This is a genomic window from Streptomyces sp. CB01201, from assembly GCF_002803085.1.
Classification (GTDB): Bacteria; Actinomycetota; Actinomycetes; order Streptomycetales; family Streptomycetaceae; genus Streptomyces; species Streptomyces hundungensis.
The window spans coordinates 122,193-142,564 of the sequence record NZ_NNBJ01000015.1; the positions used below are offsets into that span (position 1 = coordinate 122,193).

The following is a 20,372-nucleotide window of genomic DNA, read 5'->3' on the forward strand; positions in this document are numbered from 1 at the left end:
TCCTGAAGACGCCTTCAGGAACGCGGATGCGGCTCGGGCCGCCCCGGCAGCCGCACCGTGAACGTGGCCCCCGGTCCCGCCCCGGCCGTCAGCTCGCCGCCGTGCGCCCGGGCGATCTCGCGGGCGATCGCCAGCCCCAGCCCGGTGCCGCCGCTCTCCCGGGCCCGGGCCGCGTCCAGGCGGACGAAGCGCTCGAAGATCCGGGACCGGTCGGCGGCCGGGACGCCGGGCCCGTCGTCGGTGACCTCCAGGACCGCGTCGTCCCCGTCCCGCCGGGCCGCCACCCGTACTCGGGTACGCGCGTGCCGCACCGCGTTGTCGACGAGGTTGGCCAGCATCCGCTCCAGCTGCGCGGGATCGCCGCGCACCGGCACCGGCGCGTCCGCGGCGAGTTCGACCGGGACCCGGGCCGCACGTCGGCGGGCGGTGTCCTCGGCGGCGAGCAACGTGAGGTCGACGGGCTCGGCCGGCGGCTGCGGATGGGCGTCGAGGCGGGCCAGGAGCAGCAGGTCGGCGGCGATCCGCTGGAGCCGCTCGGTGTCGTCGAGCGCGGCCCGCACCGACGCCGAGTCCGGCGCGGCGAGGGCGACTTCGAGCCGGGAGCGGACCGCGGCGATCGGGTTGCGCAGCTCGTGCGAGGCGTCGGCGACGAACTCGCGCTGGCGGACATGGGCCTGTTCGAGCCGGTCGAGGGTGGCGTTCACGGTCCGGGCGAGCAGCGCGATCTCGTCGGCGCCGCCGGGGTCGGGGACGCGCCGGTCCAGCTCGCTGGAGCTGACCTCGGCGAGCTCGGTGCGGATCGAGGTCACCGGGCGCAGCGCGAGTCCGGTGCCGGCCCAGGCGATGGCGGCGGCCAGCGCGATCAGCGGCGGGGCGCTGGCGAGCAGGGCCCAGCCGATGGCGCCGGTCGCGTAGTCGACGTCGCTGAGCACGGTCGTCCCGTACACATAGCTCGCGGGGCCGCCGGGCAGCTGGGCGCGGACGACGACGGCGACCTCGTGGCGGCCGCCCTCGTTCAGGGTCCGGGACGCCGAGTCCTGGTCCTCGGGCGGGCGGAATCCGGCCAACTCCGGGGCGGCGCCGGTCTCCTGGCTCGCCGCGGTCACCCGTCCCCGCTCGTCCAGGACCATGACCAGGTCGACGCCGCCGTCCGGTGGGGGCAGCAGCTCGCGTGCGGTTCCGGTGTCGACCTGGGCCGCGACCTTGCGGGCGGCCAGTTCGGTGCGGCCCGTGGTGTTGTCGAGCAGGTTGGAGCGCAGCACGATGTAGAGCCAGATGCCGCCCGCCGCGAGCAGCAGCGCCATCGCGAGGGCGGCGGCCGCGGCGACCTTCCCGCGGACGGTCCTCGGCAGCGGCAGCGGCAGCGTCGGCCGGTGGCGCCGGGGCCCGGTCGGGAGCCGTCCGCGTCCGGCCCGGCGGGGCTCAGCCGCCATCGGGCGCCATCCGGTAGCCGACGCCGTGCACGGTCAGGATCGATCGACGGCCGAACGGAGAATCGATCTTCTTCCTGAGCGAGGAGACATAGACCTCGACGATGTTCGGATCGATCCCGCCGTCCGCGCCCGCGCCGCTGTCCCAGACCTCGTCCAGGATGTGCTGCTTGGACACGGCCCGGCCCGGCTCGGCCATCAGACAGGCGAGGACGGCCAGTTCGCGGGCGGTCAGCTCGATCTCCCGCTCGCCGCGTCGGCAGCGCCGGGCGCCGGTGTCCAGGGTGAGGTCGCCGGCCTGGAGCGGGCCGGGGCGTTCGGTACCGGCCCGCCGGCCGAGCGCCCGCAGCCGGGCGAGCAGCACCACGAACGAGAAGGGCTTGGTCAGATAGTCGTCGGCCCCCGAGTCGAGCCCGTCGGCCTCGTCGTACTCGCCGTCCTTGGCGGTCAGCATCAGGACCGGGGTGAGGTCGCCGAGCCCGCGCATCCGGCGGCAGATCTCGTAGCCGCTGAGCCCCGGCAGCATCAGATCGAGCACGACCGCGTCGTATCCGCCGGTGAGTGCGAGGTCGAGGCCCCGGTGGCCGTCGTGCGCGAGGTCGACCCAGTGCCCCTCGGCGGAGATGCCCCGACGCAGCGAGTCGGCGAGCCCGGTTTCGTCCTCGACGACCAGAATGCGCATGCCGTCCAGGGTCACACACGTCCCCGAGGACCTCCGGTGCTCCGCCGCGACGGTGGCAGATTGGCACTCCGCTTGACCGAGTGCTAATCGCCGTCCTAGTCTCGCTTCTGGCACTCCCCACCAGAGAGTGCCAAGTAGCGACGGGCAGGTCCGGCACCCGCGACGACGGATCCACCTGGTCGCCACCCCAGACAGTTAACCCCGTGAGATCTCCGAAGGGGGAGACCGGATCGTGACGACCGCCAGCTCCAAGGTTGCCATCAAGCCGCTTGAGGACCGCATTGTGGTCCAGCCGCTCGACGCCGAGCAGACCACGGCCTCCGGCCTGGTCATTCCGGACACCGCCAAGGAGAAGCCCCAGGAGGGCGTCGTCCTGGCCGTGGGTCCGGGCCGCTTCGAGAACGGCGAGCGTCTGCCGCTCGACGTCAGCACCGGCGACATCGTGCTGTACAGCAAGTACGGCGGCACCGAGGTGAAGTACAACGGCGAGGAGTACCTCGTCCTCTCGGCCCGCGACGTGCTCGCGATCATCGAGAAGTAATTCACCGGAGTACGTGAGTACTTCGACTTCGAAGCGAATGCTTTGAGAGCTGCGCCCCTGGTCACCCCGCTGATTGCCGGGCGGCGAGGGGCGCAGTGTCATTAACCCGAGTTTTCGAGAGGGCTGAACCGCTCCCATGGCGAAGATCCTGAAGTTCGACGAGGACGCCCGTCGCGCCCTTGAGCGCGGCGTCAACAAGCTTGCCGACACCGTCAAGGTGACGATCGGTCCCAAGGGCCGCAACGTCGTCATCGACAAGAAGTTCGGCGCCCCCACCATCACCAACGACGGTGTCACCATCGCGCGCGAGGTCGAGCTGGACGACCCGTACGAGAACCTGGGCGCCCAGCTCGTCAAGGAGGTGGCGACCAAGACCAACGACATCGCGGGTGACGGCACCACCACCGCGACCGTCCTGGCCCAGGCGCTGGTCCGCGAGGGTCTGCGCAACGTCGCCGCCGGTGCCTCCCCGGCCGCCCTGAAGAAGGGCATCGACGCCGCGGTCAAGGCCGTCTCCGAGGAGCTCCTCGCGACCGCCCGTCCGATCGAGGACAAGACCGACATCGCCGCCGTCGCCGCGCTGTCCGCCCAGGACAAGCAGATCGGCGAGCTCATCGCCGAGGCCATGGACAAGGTCGGCAAGGACGGTGTCATCACCGTCGAGGAGTCCAACACCTTCGGTGTGGAGCTTGAGTTCACCGAGGGCATGGCCTTCGACAAGGGCTACCTGTCGCACTACATGGTCACCGACCAGGAGCGTATGGAGGCCGTCCTCGACGACCCGTACATCCTGATCAACCAGGGCAAGATCTCCTCGATCCAGGACCTGCTGCCGCTCCTGGAGAAGGTCATCCAGGCCGGCGCCTCCAAGCCGCTCCTGATCATCGCCGAGGACGTCGAGGGCGAGGCGCTCTCCACCCTGGTCGTCAACAAGATCCGCGGCACGTTCAACGCCGTGGCCGTCAAGGCCCCGGGCTTCGGCGACCGCCGCAAGGCCATGCTCCAGGACATCGCCACCCTCACCGGTGCGACCGTCATCGCCGAAGAGGTCGGCCTCAAGCTCGACCAGGCCGGTCTTGAGGTGCTCGGCACCGCGCGCCGCGTCACCATCACCAAGGACGACACCACGATCGTCGACGGCGGCGGCAACAGCGCCGACGTCGAGGGCCGCGTCAACCAGATCAAGGCCGAGATCGAGGCCACGGACTCGGACTGGGACCGCGAGAAGCTCCAGGAGCGCCTCGCGAAGCTCGCCGGCGGCGTGTGCGTGATCAAGGTCGGTGCCGCCACCGAGGTCGAGCTCAAGGAGCGCAAGCACCGTCTGGAGGACGCCATCTCCGCGACCCGCGCCGCGGTCGAGGAGGGCATCGTCTCCGGTGGTGGCTCCGCCCTGGTGCACGCCGCCAAGGTCCTTGAGGGCAACCTCGACAAGACCGGCGACGAGGCCACCGGTGTCGCGGTCGTCCGCCGCGCCGTCGTCGAGCCGCTGCGCTGGATCGCCGAGAACGCCGGTCTTGAGGGCTACGTCATCACCTCCAAGGTGAGCGAGCTCGACAAGGGCTTCGGCTTCAACGCCGCCACCGGCGAGTACGGCGACCTGGTCAAGGCCGGCGTCATCGACCCGGTCAAGGTCACCCGCTCCGCCCTGGAGAACGCCGCCTCCATCGCGTCCCTGCTGCTCACGACCGAGACCCTGGTCGTCGAGAAGCCGGCCGAGGAAGAGGCCGAGGCCGGTCACGGCCACGGTCACGGCCACTCCCACTGACGCACCAAGTCAGCGGTAGCCGCACGTAGTTGAGGCCCGGCATCCCCTTCGGGGGGTGCCGGGCCTCAGCCGTTTCCGCGGCGGTCCGCCCGGCTACGCCGACCTGTCCAGTGACAGCGGATGCACCGGGTCCGCGAACGGCACCCCGGTCGCGAACCGCTCCACCTCGTCCAGGGCCTGATCCGCCATCCGGTACAGCTCGTTGCCCAGCGAGCCCGCGATGTGCGGGGTGAGCAGGACGTTGGGGAGGTCGTACAACGGGGATTCGCGGGGCGGCAGTTCGGGGTCCGTCACGTCCAGGACCGCGTGCAGCCGGCCGGAGAGGAGCTCGGCGAGCAGCGCGGGCTCGTCCACCAGGGAGCCGCGCGCGGTGTTGACCAGGGTGGCGCCCGTCGGCATCAGGGCCAGCTGGTGTGCGCCGATCATGCCGTGGGTCTCGGGCAGTTGGGGCGCGTGGACGGAGACGACGCTGCTGCGGGAGCACAGCGCGTCCAGGGACACCCGTTCAACGCCCAGGGCCACCGCTTCGGTTCCGTCCACGTACGGGTCGTGGAGCAGGACCTCGAAGTCGAAGGGGCGCAGGAGTTCGATCACGCGCCGTCCGATGCGCGACGCGCCGACGATGCCCACCGTGCGCCGGTAGTTGCCGGTGTGCTCGGTCCGGCTCAGCCACTCGGGGGCGGTGCGCAGCTCGGCGTAGCGCTGGGCCGAGCGCAGCACCTCCTTGCCGGCGAACAGGATCGCGGCCAGCGTGTACTCGGCGACCGGCAGCGCGTTGGCCGCGGCGGCCGAGGTCACCGCGATGCCGCGCTCCCAGCAGGCGTCGGTGATGTGGTGCTTGACCGAGCCCGCCGCGTGGACCACCGCGCGCAGCTTCGGGGCCGCGTCCAGGACGCCGGCGGTCAGCGGGGGAGCGCCCCAGCAGGTGAGCAGGACCTCGGCTTCGGCGAGGGCCGCGGCGACCGGTCCGGTGGGCGCGGCGAGCTCGTGCGCGACCAGGTACGGATCGGTACGGGTGAGGGCGGCGAGCCGGGTGCGGTGGTGCTCGGTGAGGAGCCGGTCGGCGATGCCGGGACCCATCGCGAGCAGCAGGGCGGGCCGGTTGTCAGTGGTGTGGTGCATGGTGGGACTCGGGCTCCTCACGAGGCGCTGGCCAGGGGTGGCGGCCGGGGGTAACTGAGCGTCCGGGCCGGTCATTTGACGCTGCCCGCGGTGAGTCCGGCCTTCCAGTGCCGCTGGAGGGAGACGAAGGCGACGATCAGGGGGACGACGGCGAGGAGGGAGCCGGTGACGACGAGAGGGTAGTAGCTCGGCTCCGCGTGGGTGTTGCTGTTCCAGGCGTACAGGCCGAGGCTCAGCGGGAAGAGCTTCTGGTCGCTGAGCATGACCAGGGGGAGGAAGAAGTTGTTCCAGATGGCGGTGAACTGGAAGAGGAAGACGGTCACGAAGCCCGGCATCACCATGCGCAGGCCGATGGACCAGAAGGTGCGCAGCTCCCCGGCGCCGTCGATGCGGGCGGCCTCCAGGGCCTCGTCGGGGATGTAGCTCGCGCTGAACACCCGCGCCAGATACACCCCGAAGGGATTGACCAGAACGGGGATGAGCACCGACCAGTACGTGTTGACGAGGCCGACCTTGCTGGCCAGGAGGTACATGGGCAGCGCGAGCGCGGTGGTCGGCACGAGCACGCCGAGCAGTACGACGCCGAACAGCTTCTCCTTGCCGCGGAAGGCGTACTTGTCGAAGGCGTACCCGGCGGCGACGGACACCAGGGCGCAGACAGCCGCGCCGCCGCCCGCGTACAGAAGGGAGTTGAGGTACCAGCGGAAGTAGACGCCGTCGTTGTACGCGGCGAGCTGGGACAGGTTGTTGGCGAGGTCGAAGCCCTTGAAGGAGAAGGCGTCGCCGGACAGCAGGCTTCCGGTGTCCTTGGTGGCGGCCGTGAGCAGCCACACCAGGGGGAAGAGGGTGTAGAGGACGGAGAGCAGCAGCGCGCCGTTGACCGCGGTCCGGGACAGCCAGCGGTTCGGTGAGCGGTGCGGCGTCGCGGTACGCGGCGGGGTGGCGCTCCCGGTGCGCCGGGCGCGTCCGGCGGTCCTCGGGGCGGCGTTCGCTTCGGTGGCCGTGGGGGAGGTCATGCCTTGGCCCCCTTCCGGTTGGTGAGGCGGGTGACGACGAAGGAGAGCAGGGCCGCGGCGAGCGCGAGGAGCACGGCCGAGGCGGCGGCGAGGCCGTAGTCGTTGCGGCTGAACGCGGCGGTGTAGGCGTACATGTTGGGCGTCCAGGTGGTGGTGACCGTGGAGCTGCCGCCCTGGTTGAGGATCAGTGGTTCGGTGAACAGCTGGAGCGAGCCGATGACGGTGAACAGCGACACCATTACCAACGAGGCCCGGATCAACGGGAGTTTGATGCCGAAGGCGGTGCGCCACTCGCCCGCGCCGTCCATGGTGGCCGCCTCCAGGACCGAGCGGTCGATGGCCTGGAGGGCCGCGTAGAAGATGACCATGTTGTAGCCGAGCCACTCCCACAGCGCGATGTTGACGACGGAGGGGAGCGTGCCGCTGGAGGAGAAGAAGTCGAACCCGAGGCCGCCGGAGTTCATGGCCTTCACGACCGGGCTGAGGCCCGGGGTGTAGAGGTAGACCCAGACCAGCGCGGCGATGATGCCCGGCACGGCGTGCGGCAGGAACAGCGCGAGCTGGAAGAAGCGCCGGGCGCGGGCCAGCGTCGAGTCGAGCAGCAGCGCGAGCGCGAGGGCGCCGCCGACCATCAGCGGGATGTAGACGACGCAGTATCCGGCGAGCACCCAGAAGCCCTCGCGGAAGGCCCGGTCGCCCAGCGCCGCCGTGTAGTTGTCGAGCCCGCTGAACACGGTCGTGGCCCCGCCGAAGCCGAGCCCGGACTGCTTCTCGGTGAACAGGCTCAGCCAGACCGCGTACCCGATGGGCACCACCGTGACGGCGGTGAACAGGACGAAGAACGGGGTGAGCAGCACGCCCGCGGCCGCGTTGGTACGGCTGCGGGCCCCGCGGGGCGCCCTGCGGGCCGGGCCGGATGCGGCGGCCCCGGCGCGTAGGTCCGCCGGTCCTCCGCTCCCGGTCGGGGCCGGGCCGCGACCGCCTCCTTCGCCCGGCGCCGGCACGCGCGGGGTGCCGACGCCCGCTCCGGTGTGTCCCGTGGGCCGCCCCTTCGTCCTCATCCGGTCAGCCCTCGACCTTCAGGCCGCGCTTCTTCAGCTCGGTGACGGTGGCGTCATGGGCGGACTTGATCGCGTCCGTGATCTTCACGGAGCCGCCCGCGACCTTGCCGAGCTGGTCCTTCAGGGTGGTGTTGGTGGTGCCCATGCTCGGGCCCCAGCCCCAGTTGGCGTTGATCGAGCCGCCGGCCGCGTCGAACAGCCGGTAGATGTCCTGGCCGCTGTAGAAGCTGGTGTCGAAGGCCTTCTTGGCGGCGGGCCGCAGCGCGATGTCGGCCGGGAAGGCGCTGGAGGTGCCGGACTTGATGCGGGCGTCGACGCCCGCTTCGGTGGTCGACATCCACTGGGCGAATTCGAGGGCGGCCTCGGTCTTGCCGCTGCCCTTGGGCACGGCCCAGGTGGAGCCGCCGAGCATGCCGCTGGCGGGCTTGCCGTCCCAGGTCGGCACCGGGGCCACCGCCCACTTGCCGCTCTGGTCGGGCACGGTGCCCTTGAGGACGCCCGCGGACCAGGAGGCGCCGAGGTAGCCGACGGTCGAGCCGTCCTTGAGGGAGGCCGTCCACTCGGGGCTGAAGGAGACCGAGTTCTGCACCAGCTTGTCGTCGATGAGGCCCTGCCAGTAGTCGGCGACCTTGTTGGTGGCGGCGTCGGAGGTGTTGAGCTTCCAGGTGTTGCCGTCGGCCTTGAACCACTGGGCGCCGGCCTGCCAGGCCATCGCCTCGAAGGTGGTCGGGTCGTCCGGGAAGAAGGTGCCGATACGGGCCTTGGGGTCGGCGGCCTTGGCCTTCTGGGCGGCCGCCCTGAACTCGTCCCAGGTCTTGGGCACTTCGATGTGGTTCTTGTCGAAGAAGTCCTTGCGGTAGAAGTACGCCTGGGGCGCCGCGTCGAAGGGGATCGCCCAGTTCTTGCCGCCGAGCGTGGTCTGCTGGATGGACTGCGGCAGGAACTGCTTCTTCACGTCGTCGGTGACGTACTTGCTGATGTCCTGGAACGAGCCCTGGCTGACGAACTCGGGGAGCATCGGGTACTCGACGGTGACGAGGTCCGGGGCGTTGCCGGCCTTCACCGCGTTGGAGATCTTGGCGTAGCCGCCGGCGTTGCCGGAGGGGATCTCCTCGAACTTCACCTGGATGTTGTTGTGCGAGGCGTTGAAGGCGTCCACCACGTCCTTGGTGCCCTTCTGCCAGGCCCAGAACGTGATGGTGACGGGCTTGTCGGCGGTGCCCTTGCCCGCGTCGCTCGTCTTGCTGTCCCCACCACCGCAGGCCGTGAGCACGGCGAGAGCGGTGGCGGTGCCGACGAGGGCGGAGGTCGATCTGGTCCAACTGCGGCTCACGGAACGGCTCCTGAACGTAAGGGGACGAGGCGATGGCCGCGATCCTTGGCCCAGTTCTGACCGAAGTCAAGAGCGAAAGTTCGATTGATCGAAAAAAGATCAGAGAGGGACTGAACGCTCGCGCCTCACGAGTGAACGCTCATTGGGCTCCGGAGCGTCTCGGAGGGCGCCCCGCACGAGGACCGCACGCGAAGGCGCGGCAGCAGATCGACATGGCGCCGGGGCGGCTCCTCGCCCCCGGCCGGACGGCGCCCGGCGGTGCCGCGCAGCCGCTCGATCAGGAGCTCGGCCGCGTACCGCCCCACCTCGTGCTTGGGCGGGGCGACCGCGGTGAGCGGGATGTCGGCGAGCGCCGCCACCTCGTCGTCGTAGGCCACGAGCGCCAGATCGTCCGGCACCCGCACGCCCAGCTCGGCCAGGCGCTGCACGATCCGGATGGCGTCCACGTCGTTGTGCACGAGCGCCGCGGTGGCCCGCCCGGACGCGACCGCGGTGCGCAGCGCCCGCACGGCGTGCTCGAACCCGTCGGGGTCTGTCTCCGCGGACACCGAACCGATGGGCGCGACGGGCGACTTGAGACCGAGCGCGTCGAGCGCGTGCCGGTATCCGGCGCGCACTGCGATCGCGGTGGGGCTGTCGGCGCGGGCCACGAGCAGGGGCGTGGCATGGCCGAGGCCGAGCAGATGGCGCACCGCGATGAGCACGCCGTGGCTGTGGTCGGAGCAGACCCGGTCCAGGTCGTCCAGCTCCCGGCCGGGGACCCCGCGCCGCTCCAGGAGCACCGTCGGCACCGGGAGCCCGGCGATCCAGGCGCCGTGCTCGACCGGGTCGTCCGGCTCCTTCCAGCCCGGCGCGATCAGCAGGCCCTCGGCGCCGGCCGCGAGCAGCCCGGCCGCCCGGCCCGCGTCCTCCTGCGGCCGGTAGTCCGAGATGCGCAGGATCAGCCGCGCCCCGGCCGCCGCCGCCGCCTCGTGCGCGCCCCGGATGACCTCGGCGAAGTAGTACGTGGCGTTGGGCGCGAGCATGCCGATGACGAGTTCGCGGGAGCCCGCACCGGCGGCGGGGGCGACGGCCGGTGCCGCCTGCCCGGCGCCCGGCCAGGACACCGAACCGTGCACCCGGTCCAGCCGGCCCTCAGTGGCGAGGAACTCCACGTCACGACGCACGGTCACCGGCGAGACCCCGAGGTGGCCGGCGAGTTCGGACACCCGGGCCGACCCCCGTGCGCGGACCAGCTCCAGCAGTCGGTCATGGCGTTCAGCGGCACTTTCGCGCACGGCGGCATCCCCTTCGCGGTGTGGTGGCCCGGTGGGCCCCGACCCTAATGCAACGTGATCGAACGATGGCTGTTTCGATCATTCGGTCCGATCCATTGACGTTCGATCAACGTGAGTCCTAAATTCCCAGAGATTTCGCGCACGTTCCCCCATCACGCACGCAGCACGTCCCGCCGATGCGGGCCCGCCCCGCCGATGCCGACGCCGCCATGCCTCCGCCGCCATCCAGCCCGCCGCCATCCACCCCGTCACCGAGGGAGCATCGCACCATGTTCATCGCGCCCGAGAACCGCGAGCTCAGCCCGTACACGGGCTGGACCCGCGCGCACTGGGAGCGGTCGGCGGACCAACTCCTGCTGGCCGTCCGGCCGTACGCCTCGCCCGGCCGGGGCCTGATCAACCTGCCGGGCGAGCGGCCCAGCTGGTCGGGGCCGCGCTCCGACGGCCTCGAAGGCTATGCCCGCACCTGGCTGCTGGCCGCCCTGCGGGTGGCCGGAGCCCAGGGCGAGGACCCGCACGGCCACCTCGACCGCTACGCCGAGGGCCTTGCCGCGGGCACCCGAAACCCGGTCGCCACCGGCGAGTTGAGCCAAGCGTCCCCCGACTCCTGGCCGCTGACCACCCCCGTCCGCCAAGCGCTCGTCGAATCCGCCTCCGTCGCCCTCGGCCTCCGGCTCACCCGCCCCTGGCTGTGGGACAAGCTCGACGACCGCACCCGCGGACGCGCCGTCGACTGGCTGCTGCCCGCCCTCGGCCCGTCCCCGGTCGACAACAACTGGTGGCTGTTCGGACTCACCGTCGCCGGATTTCTCCAGGACGCCGGCATCGAGACCGACCGCGCCGCGGCCACCATCGAACGTGCCCTGGACCGCGTCGACCAGTGGTACCTCGGCGACGGCTGGTACAGCGACGGCCCCAACCGCTCCTTCGACCACTACAACGCCTGGGCCCTCCACTTCTATCCCGTCCTGCATGCCCATCTGAGCGGCGACCAGGCGCTCCTGGACCGCTACGGGCCCCGGCTGCACGCCCAACTCGACGCCCACACCCGCCTGTTCGGCTCCGACGGGGCACCGATGCCGTACGGCCGCTCGCTCACCTACCGGTTCGCCGCGGCGGCCGCGCCCTGGCTCGGCGCGCTCACCGGCCACACCCCGCTCACCCCGGGCGCGACCCGCCGCCTGGCCTCGGGCAGTCTGAAGTACTTCCTGGACCGGCCCGGGAACCAGGGCGCCACCGACAGCGCCGGGCTGCTCACCCTGGGCTGGCACGGCCCGTACCCCCCGGTGATCCAGCACTATTCCGGCCCCGCCTCGCCGTACTGGGCGTCCAAGGGATACCTCGGCCTGCTGCTGCCCCCGGAGCACCCGGTGTGGACGGCCGTCGAGGAGCCGCTGCCCGCCGAGACCGCGGACGCCACGACGACGCTGCGGGCGCCGGGCCTGCTGATCCAGTCGACCGCCGACGACGGCCTGGTCCGCCTGCACAACCACGGCAGCAACAACCACGTGGGCGGCGCGACCGGCGAGGACCCCTGCTACTCCCGCTTCGCCTACTCGACCGGAACCGGGCCCACTTCGCACGGCGTGGCCGACAACCACTTCGGGCTCATGTCGCAGGGCGCCTGCACCACCCGGGGCCCCGCGGTGCCGCTCGGCTGCGGTGCGGGCTGGGCCGCGTCCCTGTCCGAGCCGAGGCCCGGGCCGCCCGGCGTGCGGATCGTCTCGCTCACCCTCGCGCACGGCCGCGCCGAACTCCGCGCCCATCTGGTCGTCGGGGCCGCGCCCGGCACCCCGGTGCGCCAGACCGGCTGGGCCGTCACCTCCGGCCGCACCGCCCAGCTGCACCCGGTGTACGGCTATGGCCCGGACGTACGCCAACTGGCCGCCGGATCAACCCTGTTCGGGCCCGCATCGCAGCTGCGGGCGCTGCACGGAACGACCGGCGCCACGCCGTCCCTCTTCGTCGCGCTCGCCTCCCTCACCGCAGAACCGGATCCGGGCCCGGTCCAGGCCCTCGCCGACATCGAGGTCACCGGCCACGCCGTCCGGGTCGCCTGGCGGGACGGCACCACCCATCGGCTCGTACTCGACTCGACCGCGCCGGCCGTCCGTACGGAGGACGGCTGAGGCGACGCAGCGGCGCCGCCCGCCGCGGCCCGGCCCCGCGGGCCGGTACGCGAACGTGCTCAACTCGGGCCGCGCTCGGCCTGCTTGGGCCAGTACCCGGGCTGCTTGGGGCCGCGCCTGGCCCACTCGGGCCCGTACCTGCCCTACTGGGGCCCGTACTTGCGGCCCGTCTTGGAGGTGATCCCGCCGAGCAGGCCGCGCGGCGCCAGCTTCACCGCGCCCATCAGCGCCTTGTAGCGCGGATCGGGGATGGAGAGGGACTTGCCGCGCGCGAGGTCGGTCAGCGCGGCCGCCACCAGCTTGTCGGCGTCCAGCCACATCCAGCCCGGAATGTTGTCGGTGCCCATCCCGGCCCGCTCGTGGAACTCGGTCCGCACGAACCCGGGGCACAGCGCCATCAGGCGCACGCCCGACCCGGCGAGGTCACGGGCCGCGCCCTGGGTGAACTGCACGACCCAGGCCTTGGACGCGCCATAGGTGCCGCGCGGTACGAAGGCCGCGACCGAGGCCACGTTGACGACGCCGCCCCGGCCGCGCTCGCGCATCGCGGCCGTCGCGGCCGAGGTCAGCCGCAGGACCGCCTCGATGTGCACCTTCACCATGGTCAGCTCGTCCGCCATGGACACTTCGAGATAGCGGCCCTTGTTGCCGAACCCGGCGTTGTTGACCAGGAGGTCGACCGGCCTCCTGGGCTGCGAGAGCCGCGCCTCGACGGCCGCGATGCCCTCGTCCGTGGACAGGTCCGCGGACAGGACCTCGGCCTCGATGCCGTGCCGGTCGTGTAGTTCGGTGGCCTGCTCGCTCAGCCGCTTGCCGTCCCGGGCCACCAGCACCAGATCGTGTCCATCGGCCGCGAGGCGCCGCGCGAACGCGGCGCCGATGCCCGCCGTCGCTCCCGTAATCAGTGCAGTCGTCATAGGCGCACGGTAACGCCCGCGCCGGACGCCCGATGACCGCCCCCGCCCGGGCGCCCGGCGGTCCGCGAACCGGTGCCGAACCGGTGCCGACCGTCATGAACTGCCGCAACAACGGCTGTTCTTCACCGCCCGGGCCGCTCCGCGAACCGTGCGCCCCGCCCCTGCCGGAGCCGTTACGAACCGTGCTGCGCCAGATACTTCCGCACCGTCTCGTGCGCCTCGGGCTCCAGGGCGTCGCCCGCGGCCAGGATGCGCGGCAGCAGCGCCCGCTCGGTCGTGAAGGCACGGAACCAGAACGCGACCGAGACTTCGTGATCCGGCCGTTCGATCACCTCGACTTGGTCGCCCACCTTGATCTCACCCGGTTCGATCACCCGGAAGTACGCGCCGGGGACCGCCGCCTGTGTGAAGCGCCGCACCCAGCCCTTCTGGTCGAGCCAGGCCGCGAACGTACGGCAGGGGATGCGGCCGGAGGCGACTTCGAGGACCGCGTCCCGCCCTATCCGCCAGCGTTCACCGATCCGGGCGCCGTTCACGTCCACGCCGTACGTCGTGAGGTTCTCGCCGAACACGCCGTTGGGCAGCTCGCGGCCCAGCTCCTTCGCCCACGCGTCCAGGTCCTCGCGGGCGTAGGCGTAGACCGCCTGGTGATCACCGCCGTGATGGCGCAGATCGCAGACGTCGTCCCCCTCGACACCGCTGGCGCCGACGCCCCTGGGGCCGGGGGCGAAGACGCGGACCGGGCGGCTCACCGGACGTTTGTCGATGCCGGTGACGCCGCCCTGGGCGTCGGAGTAGTCGACGGCCTTGGCGCGGCCGAGATTCACAGACAGAAGCTCCATGGGCGAACGCTAGCCGAGCCAAACTCAAAGCCGCGATCGAATTTATTCCGCGATGTCCAAGATTCGCTTATGCTCAAGGAATGATCGAGGCCCGTCATCTCCGCATCCTGCGCGCCGTCGCCGCCACCGGCTCCTTCTCGGCTGCGGCCCGCGAACTGGGCTGCACCCAGCCCGCCGTCAGCCAGCAGATGAAGGCACTCGAATCCTCCGCGGGCACGCCCCTGCTGATCCGCACCGGCCGCGAGATGCGCCTCACCCAGGCGGGCGAGGTGCTGGTCCGGCACGCCTCCGGAATCCTGGCCGGGCTCACCGCCGCGGAGGAGGAGATCGCCGCGATCGCGGGGCTGCGGGCCGGGCGGGTGCGTCTGGTGTCCTTCCCCAGCGGCTCCTCCACCCTGGTGCCGACCGCCCTCGCGGCCCTGCGCGCGGCCCACCCGGGCACCCGGGTCTCGCTCGTCGAGGCCGAGCCGCCGCGCTCGGTCGAGATGCTCCGCGAGGGCGACTGTGACATCGCGCTGGCCTTCCGGTACGGCTCGAACGCCACGGAGTGGGACGACCTCGTGGTCCGCCCGCTGCTCGTCGACCGCCTGGTCGGCCTGGTGCCCGAGGGTCACGCGCTCGCCGAGGCGGGGACCGTCGACATCAAGGACCTCGCGGACGAACCCTGGATCGCGGGCTGTCCGCGCTGCCGGCGCCAACTGGTGGAGGTCTGCGAGGAGTCCGGGTTCACCCCGCGCATCGACTTCGCGACCGACGACTACCCGGCGGTGATCGGCCTGGTGGGGGCCGGGCTCGGCGTCGCGGTGCTGCCGGAGCTCGCCATCGAGTCCGTGCGGCCCAAGGGCGCGCGTACGGTGGGCGTCGAGCCCGCCGTCGAGCGGGAGATCGTCGCGCTCACCCTGCCCGACCTGGCCCGGGTCCCGGCCGTCGCGGCCACCCTGGACCAGCTGACCAGGGCCGCCGCGCGCGACTAGCGGGCGACCGCGGGGCGTCGGCGACGCCGGGCCGGGGGCCCGGCCGTACGGCACGACCGTGCCGCGCCATGCGCTGCCCGTGCTGTCCGTGCCGTCCGTGCCTGGGCCAAACGGCGCAGGAACGTTTCTTCTGGTCCGGTCCGAACCGGAAACCCCTCAGGCGGGGCCCATGCCGCCGCCGGCCGGTGCGGCGGCGGAGACCAGGCGGTTGCGCGCCCGGCCCATGAGCTCTTCGCGCTCGTCCTCGGTGAGCCCGCCCCACACCCCGTAGGGCTCGCGTACCGCCAGGGCGTGGGCCGCGCACTGCGCACGCACCGGGCAGCGCATGCACACCTCTTTCGCCGAGCTCTCGCGCGCACTCCGTGCCGCGCCGCGCTCGCCCTCCGGGTGGAAGAAGAGCGAGCTGTCGACGCCACGGCAGGCCGCGAGGAGCTGCCAGTCCCACAGATCGGCGTTCGGTCCGGGAAGGCGGGAGAAATCTGCCATTGCTCTTGTCCCCTTGAAACCGTGCTGAGGCGGATGGGAGGGCCGGTACGGGACGGGTGGGCGCGGGGGCACATCCGACACGTACGTACCGACGAAGGTACATCTCCTGTGTAAGTAGATGTAAATATGACTCATTGGGAATCTAGCCACAGACACCAGCAAAAGGGAAGAAAAGCCGCTAAATGGGGCATAGCTCAAAAAGTTGGGCGGCCGACCGGCGGCACTCTGCTGTGTGCACGGTTCCTCACGTAGAGTGCCGAACGTGCCCGCCCGACCCGTAACTCTTTCGAGTGACCGTCGTTGAGAGTGCGGAGGCGGTTGAAACGACAAGCGCTCGGGCAGGTGTCCGAGAGCGTCAATCGCTCAGGTGACACATGTACCCAGCCTGGAGGCTCAAGGTGACGCGCATCAGCTGCGGAGGGCGGCCATGACATCAGTCCTCGTCTGCGACGACTCCCCGCTTGCCCGCGAGGCGCTCCGCCGCGCGGTTGCGACCGTGCCCGGCGTCGAGCGTGTGACGACGGCGGCCAACGGCGAGGAAGTCCTCCGCCGCTGGGGTGCCGACCGCTCGGACCTGATTCTGATGGACGTACGCATGCCCGGTCTGGGCGGCGTGGAGACCGTCCGTCGGCTGCTGTCCGCGGATCCGGGCGCCCGGATCATCATGCTCACGGTCGCCGAGGACCTCGACGGGGTCGCGCTCGCGGTCGCCGCCGGGGCCCGGGGCTATCTGCACAAGGACGCCTCGCGTGCCGAACTGCGCGCGACCGTCACCCAGGCGCTCGCCGACCCGACCTGGCGGCTCGCCCCGCGCAGACTGCGGTCGGCCGAGATGGGCGCGGCGCCCACGCTCACCGCGCGGGAGATCCAGGTGCTCGAAGGCATGAGCCACGGCCGCTCCAACGCCGAGATCGGCCGGGAGCTGTTCCTCTCCGAGGACACCGTCAAGACCCATGCCCGACGGCTGTTCAAGAAGCTCGGCGCCTCGGACCGGGCGCACGCCGTGGCGCTCGGTTTCCGCTGGGGCCTGGTGCGCTGACGGCAGGTGAGACAGCCGGTCGGAGCCCCGTCCGCCACCGGGCGGACGGGCCCGGTCGTCCCGCGAACGGCAGCAGTAGGTGTTGCTTCCGCCGCGATGCCGCATCCTTGTAGGTGTGGAGTTCCTCGGGGACAGGTCGGTCGAGCGGGAGGGGGGTGCAGGGAATGAGTTCCGGCGCACCCGCTCATAACGCTTCGGTGCACAACTACGGACGCGGTGCCACGGACGGGACGACGCCGGGGCACCATGGATCGATGCGCGACGACGAGGCTTCGGCCCAAGGGGTCATCGGTGCACTCGTCCACCGTGCCGTCGACGGCGACGAGCAGGCTACGCATGATCTGCTCGCGCATGTTCACCCCCTCGCGCTGCGCTACTGCCGCACCCGGCTCAACCGGTTGCCGGGTGATGCCCGCCACTTCGTGGAGGACCTTGCCCAAGAGGTCTGCGTCGCCGTTCTGATGGCGCTGCCGCGCTACCGCGACACCGGACGGCCCTTCGAGGCCTTCGTCTTCGCCATCGCCTCGCACAAGGTCGCCGACCTCCAGCGGGCCGCGATGCGCCATCCCGGTTCCACGGCCGTGCCGTCCGACGAGATGCCCGAGCGGCCGGACGACTCGCTCGGCCCGGAGGAGCGCGCGCTGCTGAGCAGCGACGCCGAGTGGGCCAAGAAGCTCCTCGCCAACCTCCCCGAGAACCAGCGCGAGCTCCTCGTGCTGCGGGTCGCCGTCGGCCTCACCGCCGAGGAGACCGGCCAGATGCTCGGCATGTCGCCCGGTGCCGTCCGGGTCGCCCAGCACCGCGCGCTGAGCAGACTGCGCGCCCTGGCCGAGCAGTAGGCGGGCCCCGAGGCGCGTGCCGGGCCCGAACGGGCGCGCGGCCCAACACGCGTGTACGTACCCAACACGTGTGAACGTACAAAGAATCCCGATGATCTTGCTCGTGGAATGAGACACCCGCACAGCCCGTTAGCATGGACATCCGCACCGATCAAGGCCATTGGGGAAGGTGTCATGACTGCAAACGTCGACGGAGTGCCCGAGAAGTTCGCGACGCTCGGGCTGACATACGACGACGTCCTGCTCCTGCCGGGCGCGTCCGACATGGCGCCCGACCAGATCGACACCTCCTCGTACCTCTCCAAGAACGTCAAGGTGAACGTCCCGCTGCTGTCCGCGGCGATGGACAAGGTCACCGAGGCGCGCATGGCCATCGCGATGGCGCGGCAGGGCGGCGCGGGCGTGCTGCACCGCAACCTCTCCATCGAGGACCAGGCCAACCAGGTCGACCTGGTGAAGCGCTCCGAGTCCGGCATGGTCACCGACCCGATCACGGTGCACCCGGACGCGACGCTGCGCGAGGCCGACGAGCTGTGCGCCAAGTTCCGCATCAGCGGCGTCCCGGTGACCGACTCGGCGGGCAAGCTGCTCGGCATCGTCACCAACCGCGACATGGCCTTCGAGTCGGACCGCAGCCGCCAGGTGCGCGAGGTCATGACGCCGATGCCGCTCGTCACGGGCAAGGTCGGCATCTCCGGTGTGGACGCCATGGAGCTGCTGCGCCGCCACAAGATCGAGAAGCTGCCGCTCGTCGACGACGCCGGCATCCTCAAGGGCCTCATCACGGTCAAGGACTTCGTCAAGGCCGAGAAGTACCCCAATGCCGCCAAGGACAAGGACGGCCGCCTCCTCGTCGGCGCGGCCGTCGGTGTCGCGGGCGACGCCTACGAGCGCGCCCAGGCGCTGATCGCCGCCGGGGTCGACTTCATCGTCGTGGACACCGCGCACGGCCACTCCCGCCTGGTCGGCGACATGGTCGCCAAGATCAAGTCGAACTCCTCGGGCGTCGACCTCATCGGCGGCAACATCGCCACCCGCGACGGCGCCCAGGCGCTCATCGACTCGGGCGTCGACGGCATCAAGGTCGGCGTCGGCCCCGGCTCCATCTGCACCACCCGCGTCGTGGCGGGCATCGGTGTTCCGCAGGTCACCGCGATCTACGAGGCCTCGCTTGCCGCCAAGGCCGCGGGCGTCCCGGTCATCGGTGACGGCGGCCTCCAGTACTCGGGCGACATCGCCAAGGCCCTGGTCGCCGGCGCCGACACGGTCATGCTGGGCTCGCTGCTCGCCGGCTGCGAGGAGTCCCCGGGCGAGCTGCTGTTCATCAACGGCAAGCAGTTCAAGTCGTACCGCGGCATGGGTTCGCTCGGCGCGATGCAGTCCCGCGGCGACCAGCGCTCGTTCTCCAAGGACCGGTACTTCCAGGAGGCCGTGTCCACCGACGACAAGCTGATCCCGGAGGGCATCGAGGGCCAGGTGCCCTACCGCGGCCCGCTGTCCGCGGTCGTGCACCAGCTCGTGGGCGGTCTGCGCCAGTCGATGTTCTACGTCGGCGGCCGTACCGTCCCCGAGCTCCAGGAGAACGGCAGGTTCGTCCGGATCACCTCGGCGGGCCTCAAGGAGAGCCACCCGCACGACATCCAGATGACCGTCGAGGCGCCGAACTACAGCAGGAAGTAAGTCCGCAGCACCCGACGAGGGGCGGCCCGGGAGTTCCCGGGGCCGCCCCTCGCCCGTGTGTCGGGGATACTGGAGCATGCAGACGTAGAGGGAAAGGCCCACACAACGTGACTGAGATCGAGATCGGGCGCGGCAAGCGCGGCCGCAGGGCGTACGCGTTCGACGACATCGCCATCGTCCCGAGCCGGCGTACCCGGGACCCGAAGGAGGTCTCGATCGCCTGGCAGATCGACGCCTACCGCTTCGAGCTGCCCTTCCTGGCCGCCCCCATGGACTCCGTGGTGTCGCCGCAGACGGCGATCCGCATCGGTGAGCTCGGCGGCCTCGGCGTGCTGAACCTTGAGGGTCTGTGGACCCGGTACGAGGACCCGCAGCCGCTGCTCGACGAGATCGCCGAGCTGGACGAGGCGACGGCGAGCCGCCGTCTCCAGGAGATCTACGCGGCGCCCATCAAGGAAGAGCTGATCGGCCTGCGCATCAAGGAGGTGCGCGACTCCGGTGTGGTCACCGCCGCCGCGCTCTCCCCGCAGCGCACCGCCCAGTTCTCCAAGGCGGTCGTGGACGCGGGCGTGGACATCTTCGTCATCCGCGGCACCACGGTCTCCGCCGAGCACGTCTCGGGCGCGGCCGAGCCGCTCAACCTGAAGCAGTTCATCTACGAGCTGGACGTCCCGGTCATCGTCGGCGGCTGCGCCACGTACACCGCGGCCCTGCACCTGATGCGCACCGGCGCGGCCGGCGTGCTCGTGGGCTTCGGCGGCGGCGCCGCGCACACCACCCGCAACGTCCTGGGCATCCAGGTCCCGATGGCCACCGCCGTCGCCGATGTCGCCGCGGCCCGCCGCGACTACATGGACGAGTCCGGTGGCCGTTACGTCCACGTCATCGCGGACGGCGGCGTGGGCTGGTCCGGCGACATCCCGAAGGCGGTCGCCTGCGGCGCCGACGCGGTGATGATGGGCTCCCCGCTGGCCCGCGCCACCGACGCGCCGGGCCGCGGCCACCACTGGGGCATGGAGGCCGTCCACGAGGACGTGCCGCGCGGCAAGCTCGTCGACCTGGGCATCGTGGGCACCACCGAGGAGATCCTCACCGGTCCCTCGCACACCCCGGACGGTTCGATGAACCTGTTCGGCGCCCTGCGCCGCTCGATGGCGACGACCGGCTACAGCGAGCTCAAGGAGTTCCAGCGGGTCGAGGTCACGGTGGCGGACGCCCAGCACAAGCGCTGACACCCGG

At 71.3% G+C, this 20,372-nt stretch carries 18 protein-coding genes; 8 read left to right on the forward strand and 10 right to left on the reverse strand.

The window, feature by feature from the left end:
- Positions 1-14 precede the first annotated feature (14 nt).
- Both CG740_RS28635 and CG740_RS28640 read right to left on the reverse strand, forming a co-directional pair.
- Positions 15-1,433 (reverse strand): sensor histidine kinase, encoded by a 1,419-nt coding sequence (locus tag CG740_RS28635; protein ID WP_100578159.1) that lies wholly within the window; start codon positions 1,431-1,433, stop codon positions 15-17.
- Positions 1,423-2,112 carry a response regulator transcription factor gene (locus tag CG740_RS28640; protein ID WP_100578226.1) on the reverse strand — a complete coding sequence of 230 codons (690 nt, stop codon included), beginning with the start codon at positions 2,110-2,112 and terminating at the stop codon, positions 1,423-1,425. Before CG740_RS28640 ends, CG740_RS28635 begins: the two co-directional genes overlap by 11 nt.
- 232 nt (positions 2,113-2,344) lie before the next feature.
- Here CG740_RS28640 and groES point away from each other — a divergent pair, with 232 nt between their 5' ends.
- Both groES and groL read left to right on the forward strand, forming a co-directional pair.
- Positions 2,345-2,653, forward strand: a complete 309-nt coding sequence (groES, locus tag CG740_RS28645) for a co-chaperone GroES (RefSeq protein WP_053727656.1) — start codon at positions 2,345-2,347, stop codon at positions 2,651-2,653.
- 136 nt (positions 2,654-2,789) lie between these two features.
- On the forward strand, positions 2,790-4,418 hold the full coding sequence (gene groL, locus CG740_RS28650) for a chaperonin GroEL (protein WP_100578160.1): 1,629 nt from the start codon (positions 2,790-2,792) through the stop codon (positions 4,416-4,418).
- A gap of 93 nt (positions 4,419-4,511) precedes the next feature.
- Here the strand turns inward: groL and CG740_RS28655 are convergent, their stop codons facing one another.
- The 5 genes from CG740_RS28655 to CG740_RS28675 all read right to left on the reverse strand — a co-directional run bounded on the left by CG740_RS28655 (position 4,512) and on the right by CG740_RS28675 (position 10,227).
- Positions 4,512-5,540 (reverse strand): hydroxyacid dehydrogenase, encoded by a 1,029-nt coding sequence (locus CG740_RS28655; protein WP_100578161.1) that lies wholly within the window; start codon positions 5,538-5,540, stop codon positions 4,512-4,514.
- Positions 5,541-5,611: 71 nt separating this feature from the next.
- Positions 5,612-6,556 carry a carbohydrate ABC transporter permease gene (locus CG740_RS28660; RefSeq protein WP_100578162.1) on the reverse strand — a complete coding sequence of 315 codons (945 nt, stop codon included), beginning with the start codon at positions 6,554-6,556 and terminating at the stop codon, positions 5,612-5,614.
- Positions 6,553-7,617, reverse strand: a complete 1,065-nt coding sequence (locus CG740_RS28665; protein WP_100578163.1) for a carbohydrate ABC transporter permease — start codon at positions 7,615-7,617, stop codon at positions 6,553-6,555. The genes CG740_RS28660 and CG740_RS28665 overlap by 4 nt, the downstream gene beginning before the upstream one ends.
- A gap of 4 nt (positions 7,618-7,621) precedes the next feature.
- On the reverse strand, positions 7,622-8,950 hold the full coding sequence (locus CG740_RS28670) for an ABC transporter substrate-binding protein (RefSeq protein WP_100578164.1): 1,329 nt from the start codon (positions 8,948-8,950) through the stop codon (positions 7,622-7,624).
- Positions 8,951-9,075: 125 nt separating this feature from the next.
- Positions 9,076-10,227, reverse strand: a complete 1,152-nt coding sequence (locus CG740_RS28675; RefSeq protein WP_100578165.1) for a substrate-binding domain-containing protein — start codon at positions 10,225-10,227, stop codon at positions 9,076-9,078.
- A 269-nt stretch (positions 10,228-10,496) separates the two neighbouring features.
- On the opposite strand from CG740_RS28675, the gene CG740_RS28680 reads away from it, so the two are divergent.
- Positions 10,497-12,356 (forward strand): DUF2264 domain-containing protein, encoded by a 1,860-nt coding sequence (locus tag CG740_RS28680; protein ID WP_100578166.1) that lies wholly within the window; start codon positions 10,497-10,499, stop codon positions 12,354-12,356.
- Between the two features lie 143 nt (positions 12,357-12,499).
- On the opposite strand, the gene CG740_RS28685 is transcribed toward CG740_RS28680, so the two are convergent.
- Together CG740_RS28685 and CG740_RS28690 are read right to left on the reverse strand one after the other, a co-directional pair.
- Positions 12,500-13,273, reverse strand: a complete 774-nt coding sequence (locus CG740_RS28685; RefSeq protein ID WP_100578167.1) for an SDR family NAD(P)-dependent oxidoreductase — start codon at positions 13,271-13,273, stop codon at positions 12,500-12,502.
- Positions 13,274-13,446: 173 nt separating this feature from the next.
- A complete protein-coding gene (locus CG740_RS28690) occupies positions 13,447-14,115 on the reverse strand; it encodes an MOSC domain-containing protein (protein WP_100578168.1) in 669 nt (222 codons plus the stop codon).
- 80 nt (positions 14,116-14,195) lie between these two features.
- Here CG740_RS28690 and CG740_RS28695 point away from each other — a divergent pair, with 80 nt between their 5' ends.
- Complete coding sequence (locus CG740_RS28695) at positions 14,196-15,089, forward strand: LysR family transcriptional regulator (RefSeq protein WP_100578169.1); 894 nt, start codon at positions 14,196-14,198, stop codon at positions 15,087-15,089.
- A 156-nt stretch (positions 15,090-15,245) separates the two neighbouring features.
- Here the strand turns inward: CG740_RS28695 and CG740_RS28700 are convergent, their stop codons facing one another.
- Positions 15,246-15,575 (reverse strand): WhiB family transcriptional regulator, encoded by a 330-nt coding sequence (locus CG740_RS28700; RefSeq protein WP_100578170.1) that lies wholly within the window; start codon positions 15,573-15,575, stop codon positions 15,246-15,248.
- A gap of 427 nt (positions 15,576-16,002) precedes the next feature.
- Here CG740_RS28700 and CG740_RS28705 point away from each other — a divergent pair, with 427 nt between their 5' ends.
- From CG740_RS28705 to CG740_RS28720, 4 genes are all read left to right on the forward strand, one after another.
- The gene (locus tag CG740_RS28705; RefSeq protein ID WP_003948568.1) at positions 16,003-16,614 is read left to right on the forward strand and encodes a response regulator transcription factor; all 612 of its coding nucleotides are present in this window, start codon (positions 16,003-16,005) and stop codon (positions 16,612-16,614) included.
- A gap of 254 nt (positions 16,615-16,868) precedes the next feature.
- Positions 16,869-17,453: a sigma-70 family RNA polymerase sigma factor gene (locus CG740_RS28710; protein WP_100578171.1), complete on the forward strand. Its 585-nt coding sequence runs from the start codon at positions 16,869-16,871 to the stop codon at positions 17,451-17,453.
- 174 nt (positions 17,454-17,627) lie between these two features.
- Positions 17,628-19,133, forward strand: a complete 1,506-nt coding sequence (guaB, locus tag CG740_RS28715; RefSeq protein WP_100578172.1) for an IMP dehydrogenase — start codon at positions 17,628-17,630, stop codon at positions 19,131-19,133.
- Between the two features lie 107 nt (positions 19,134-19,240).
- Entirely contained in the window at positions 19,241-20,365 is a 1,125-nt protein-coding gene (locus tag CG740_RS28720; protein ID WP_100578173.1) for a GuaB3 family IMP dehydrogenase-related protein, read from the forward strand.
- Positions 20,366-20,372: the final 7 nt, after the last annotated feature.

Excerpts from the sequence above, each read along its gene's own strand:
- CG740_RS28680 (WP_100578166.1), top strand. The coding sequence starts at position 10,497 with ATGTTCATCGCGCCCGAGAACCGCGAGCTCAGCCCGTACACGGGCTGG.
- CG740_RS28700 (WP_100578170.1), bottom strand. The coding sequence starts at position 15,575 with ATGGCAGATTTCTCCCGCCTTCCCGGACCGAACGCCGATCTGTGGGAC.
- groL (WP_100578160.1), top strand. The coding sequence starts at position 2,790 with ATGGCGAAGATCCTGAAGTTCGACGAGGACGCCCGTCGCGCCCTTGAG.
- CG740_RS28685 (WP_100578167.1), bottom strand. The coding sequence starts at position 13,273 with ATGACGACTGCACTGATTACGGGAGCGACGGCGGGCATCGGCGCCGCG.
- CG740_RS28635 (WP_100578159.1), bottom strand. The coding sequence starts at position 1,433 with ATGGCGGCTGAGCCCCGCCGGGCCGGACGCGGACGGCTCCCGACCGGG.
- CG740_RS28640 (WP_100578226.1), bottom strand. The coding sequence starts at position 2,112 with ATGCGCATTCTGGTCGTCGAGGACGAAACCGGGCTCGCCGACTCGCTG.
- guaB (WP_100578172.1), top strand. The coding sequence starts at position 17,628 with ATGACTGCAAACGTCGACGGAGTGCCCGAGAAGTTCGCGACGCTCGGG.
- CG740_RS28690 (WP_100578168.1), bottom strand. The coding sequence starts at position 14,115 with ATGGAGCTTCTGTCTGTGAATCTCGGCCGCGCCAAGGCCGTCGACTAC.
- CG740_RS28695 (WP_100578169.1), top strand. The coding sequence starts at position 14,196 with ATGATCGAGGCCCGTCATCTCCGCATCCTGCGCGCCGTCGCCGCCACC.
- CG740_RS28660 (WP_100578162.1), bottom strand. The coding sequence starts at position 6,556 with ATGACCTCCCCCACGGCCACCGAAGCGAACGCCGCCCCGAGGACCGCC.
- CG740_RS28710 (WP_100578171.1), top strand. The coding sequence starts at position 16,869 with ATGCGCGACGACGAGGCTTCGGCCCAAGGGGTCATCGGTGCACTCGTC.
- CG740_RS28705 (WP_003948568.1), top strand. The coding sequence starts at position 16,003 with ATGACATCAGTCCTCGTCTGCGACGACTCCCCGCTTGCCCGCGAGGCG.
- CG740_RS28665 (WP_100578163.1), bottom strand. The coding sequence starts at position 7,617 with ATGAGGACGAAGGGGCGGCCCACGGGACACACCGGAGCGGGCGTCGGC.
- CG740_RS28655 (WP_100578161.1), bottom strand. The coding sequence starts at position 5,540 with ATGCACCACACCACTGACAACCGGCCCGCCCTGCTGCTCGCGATGGGT.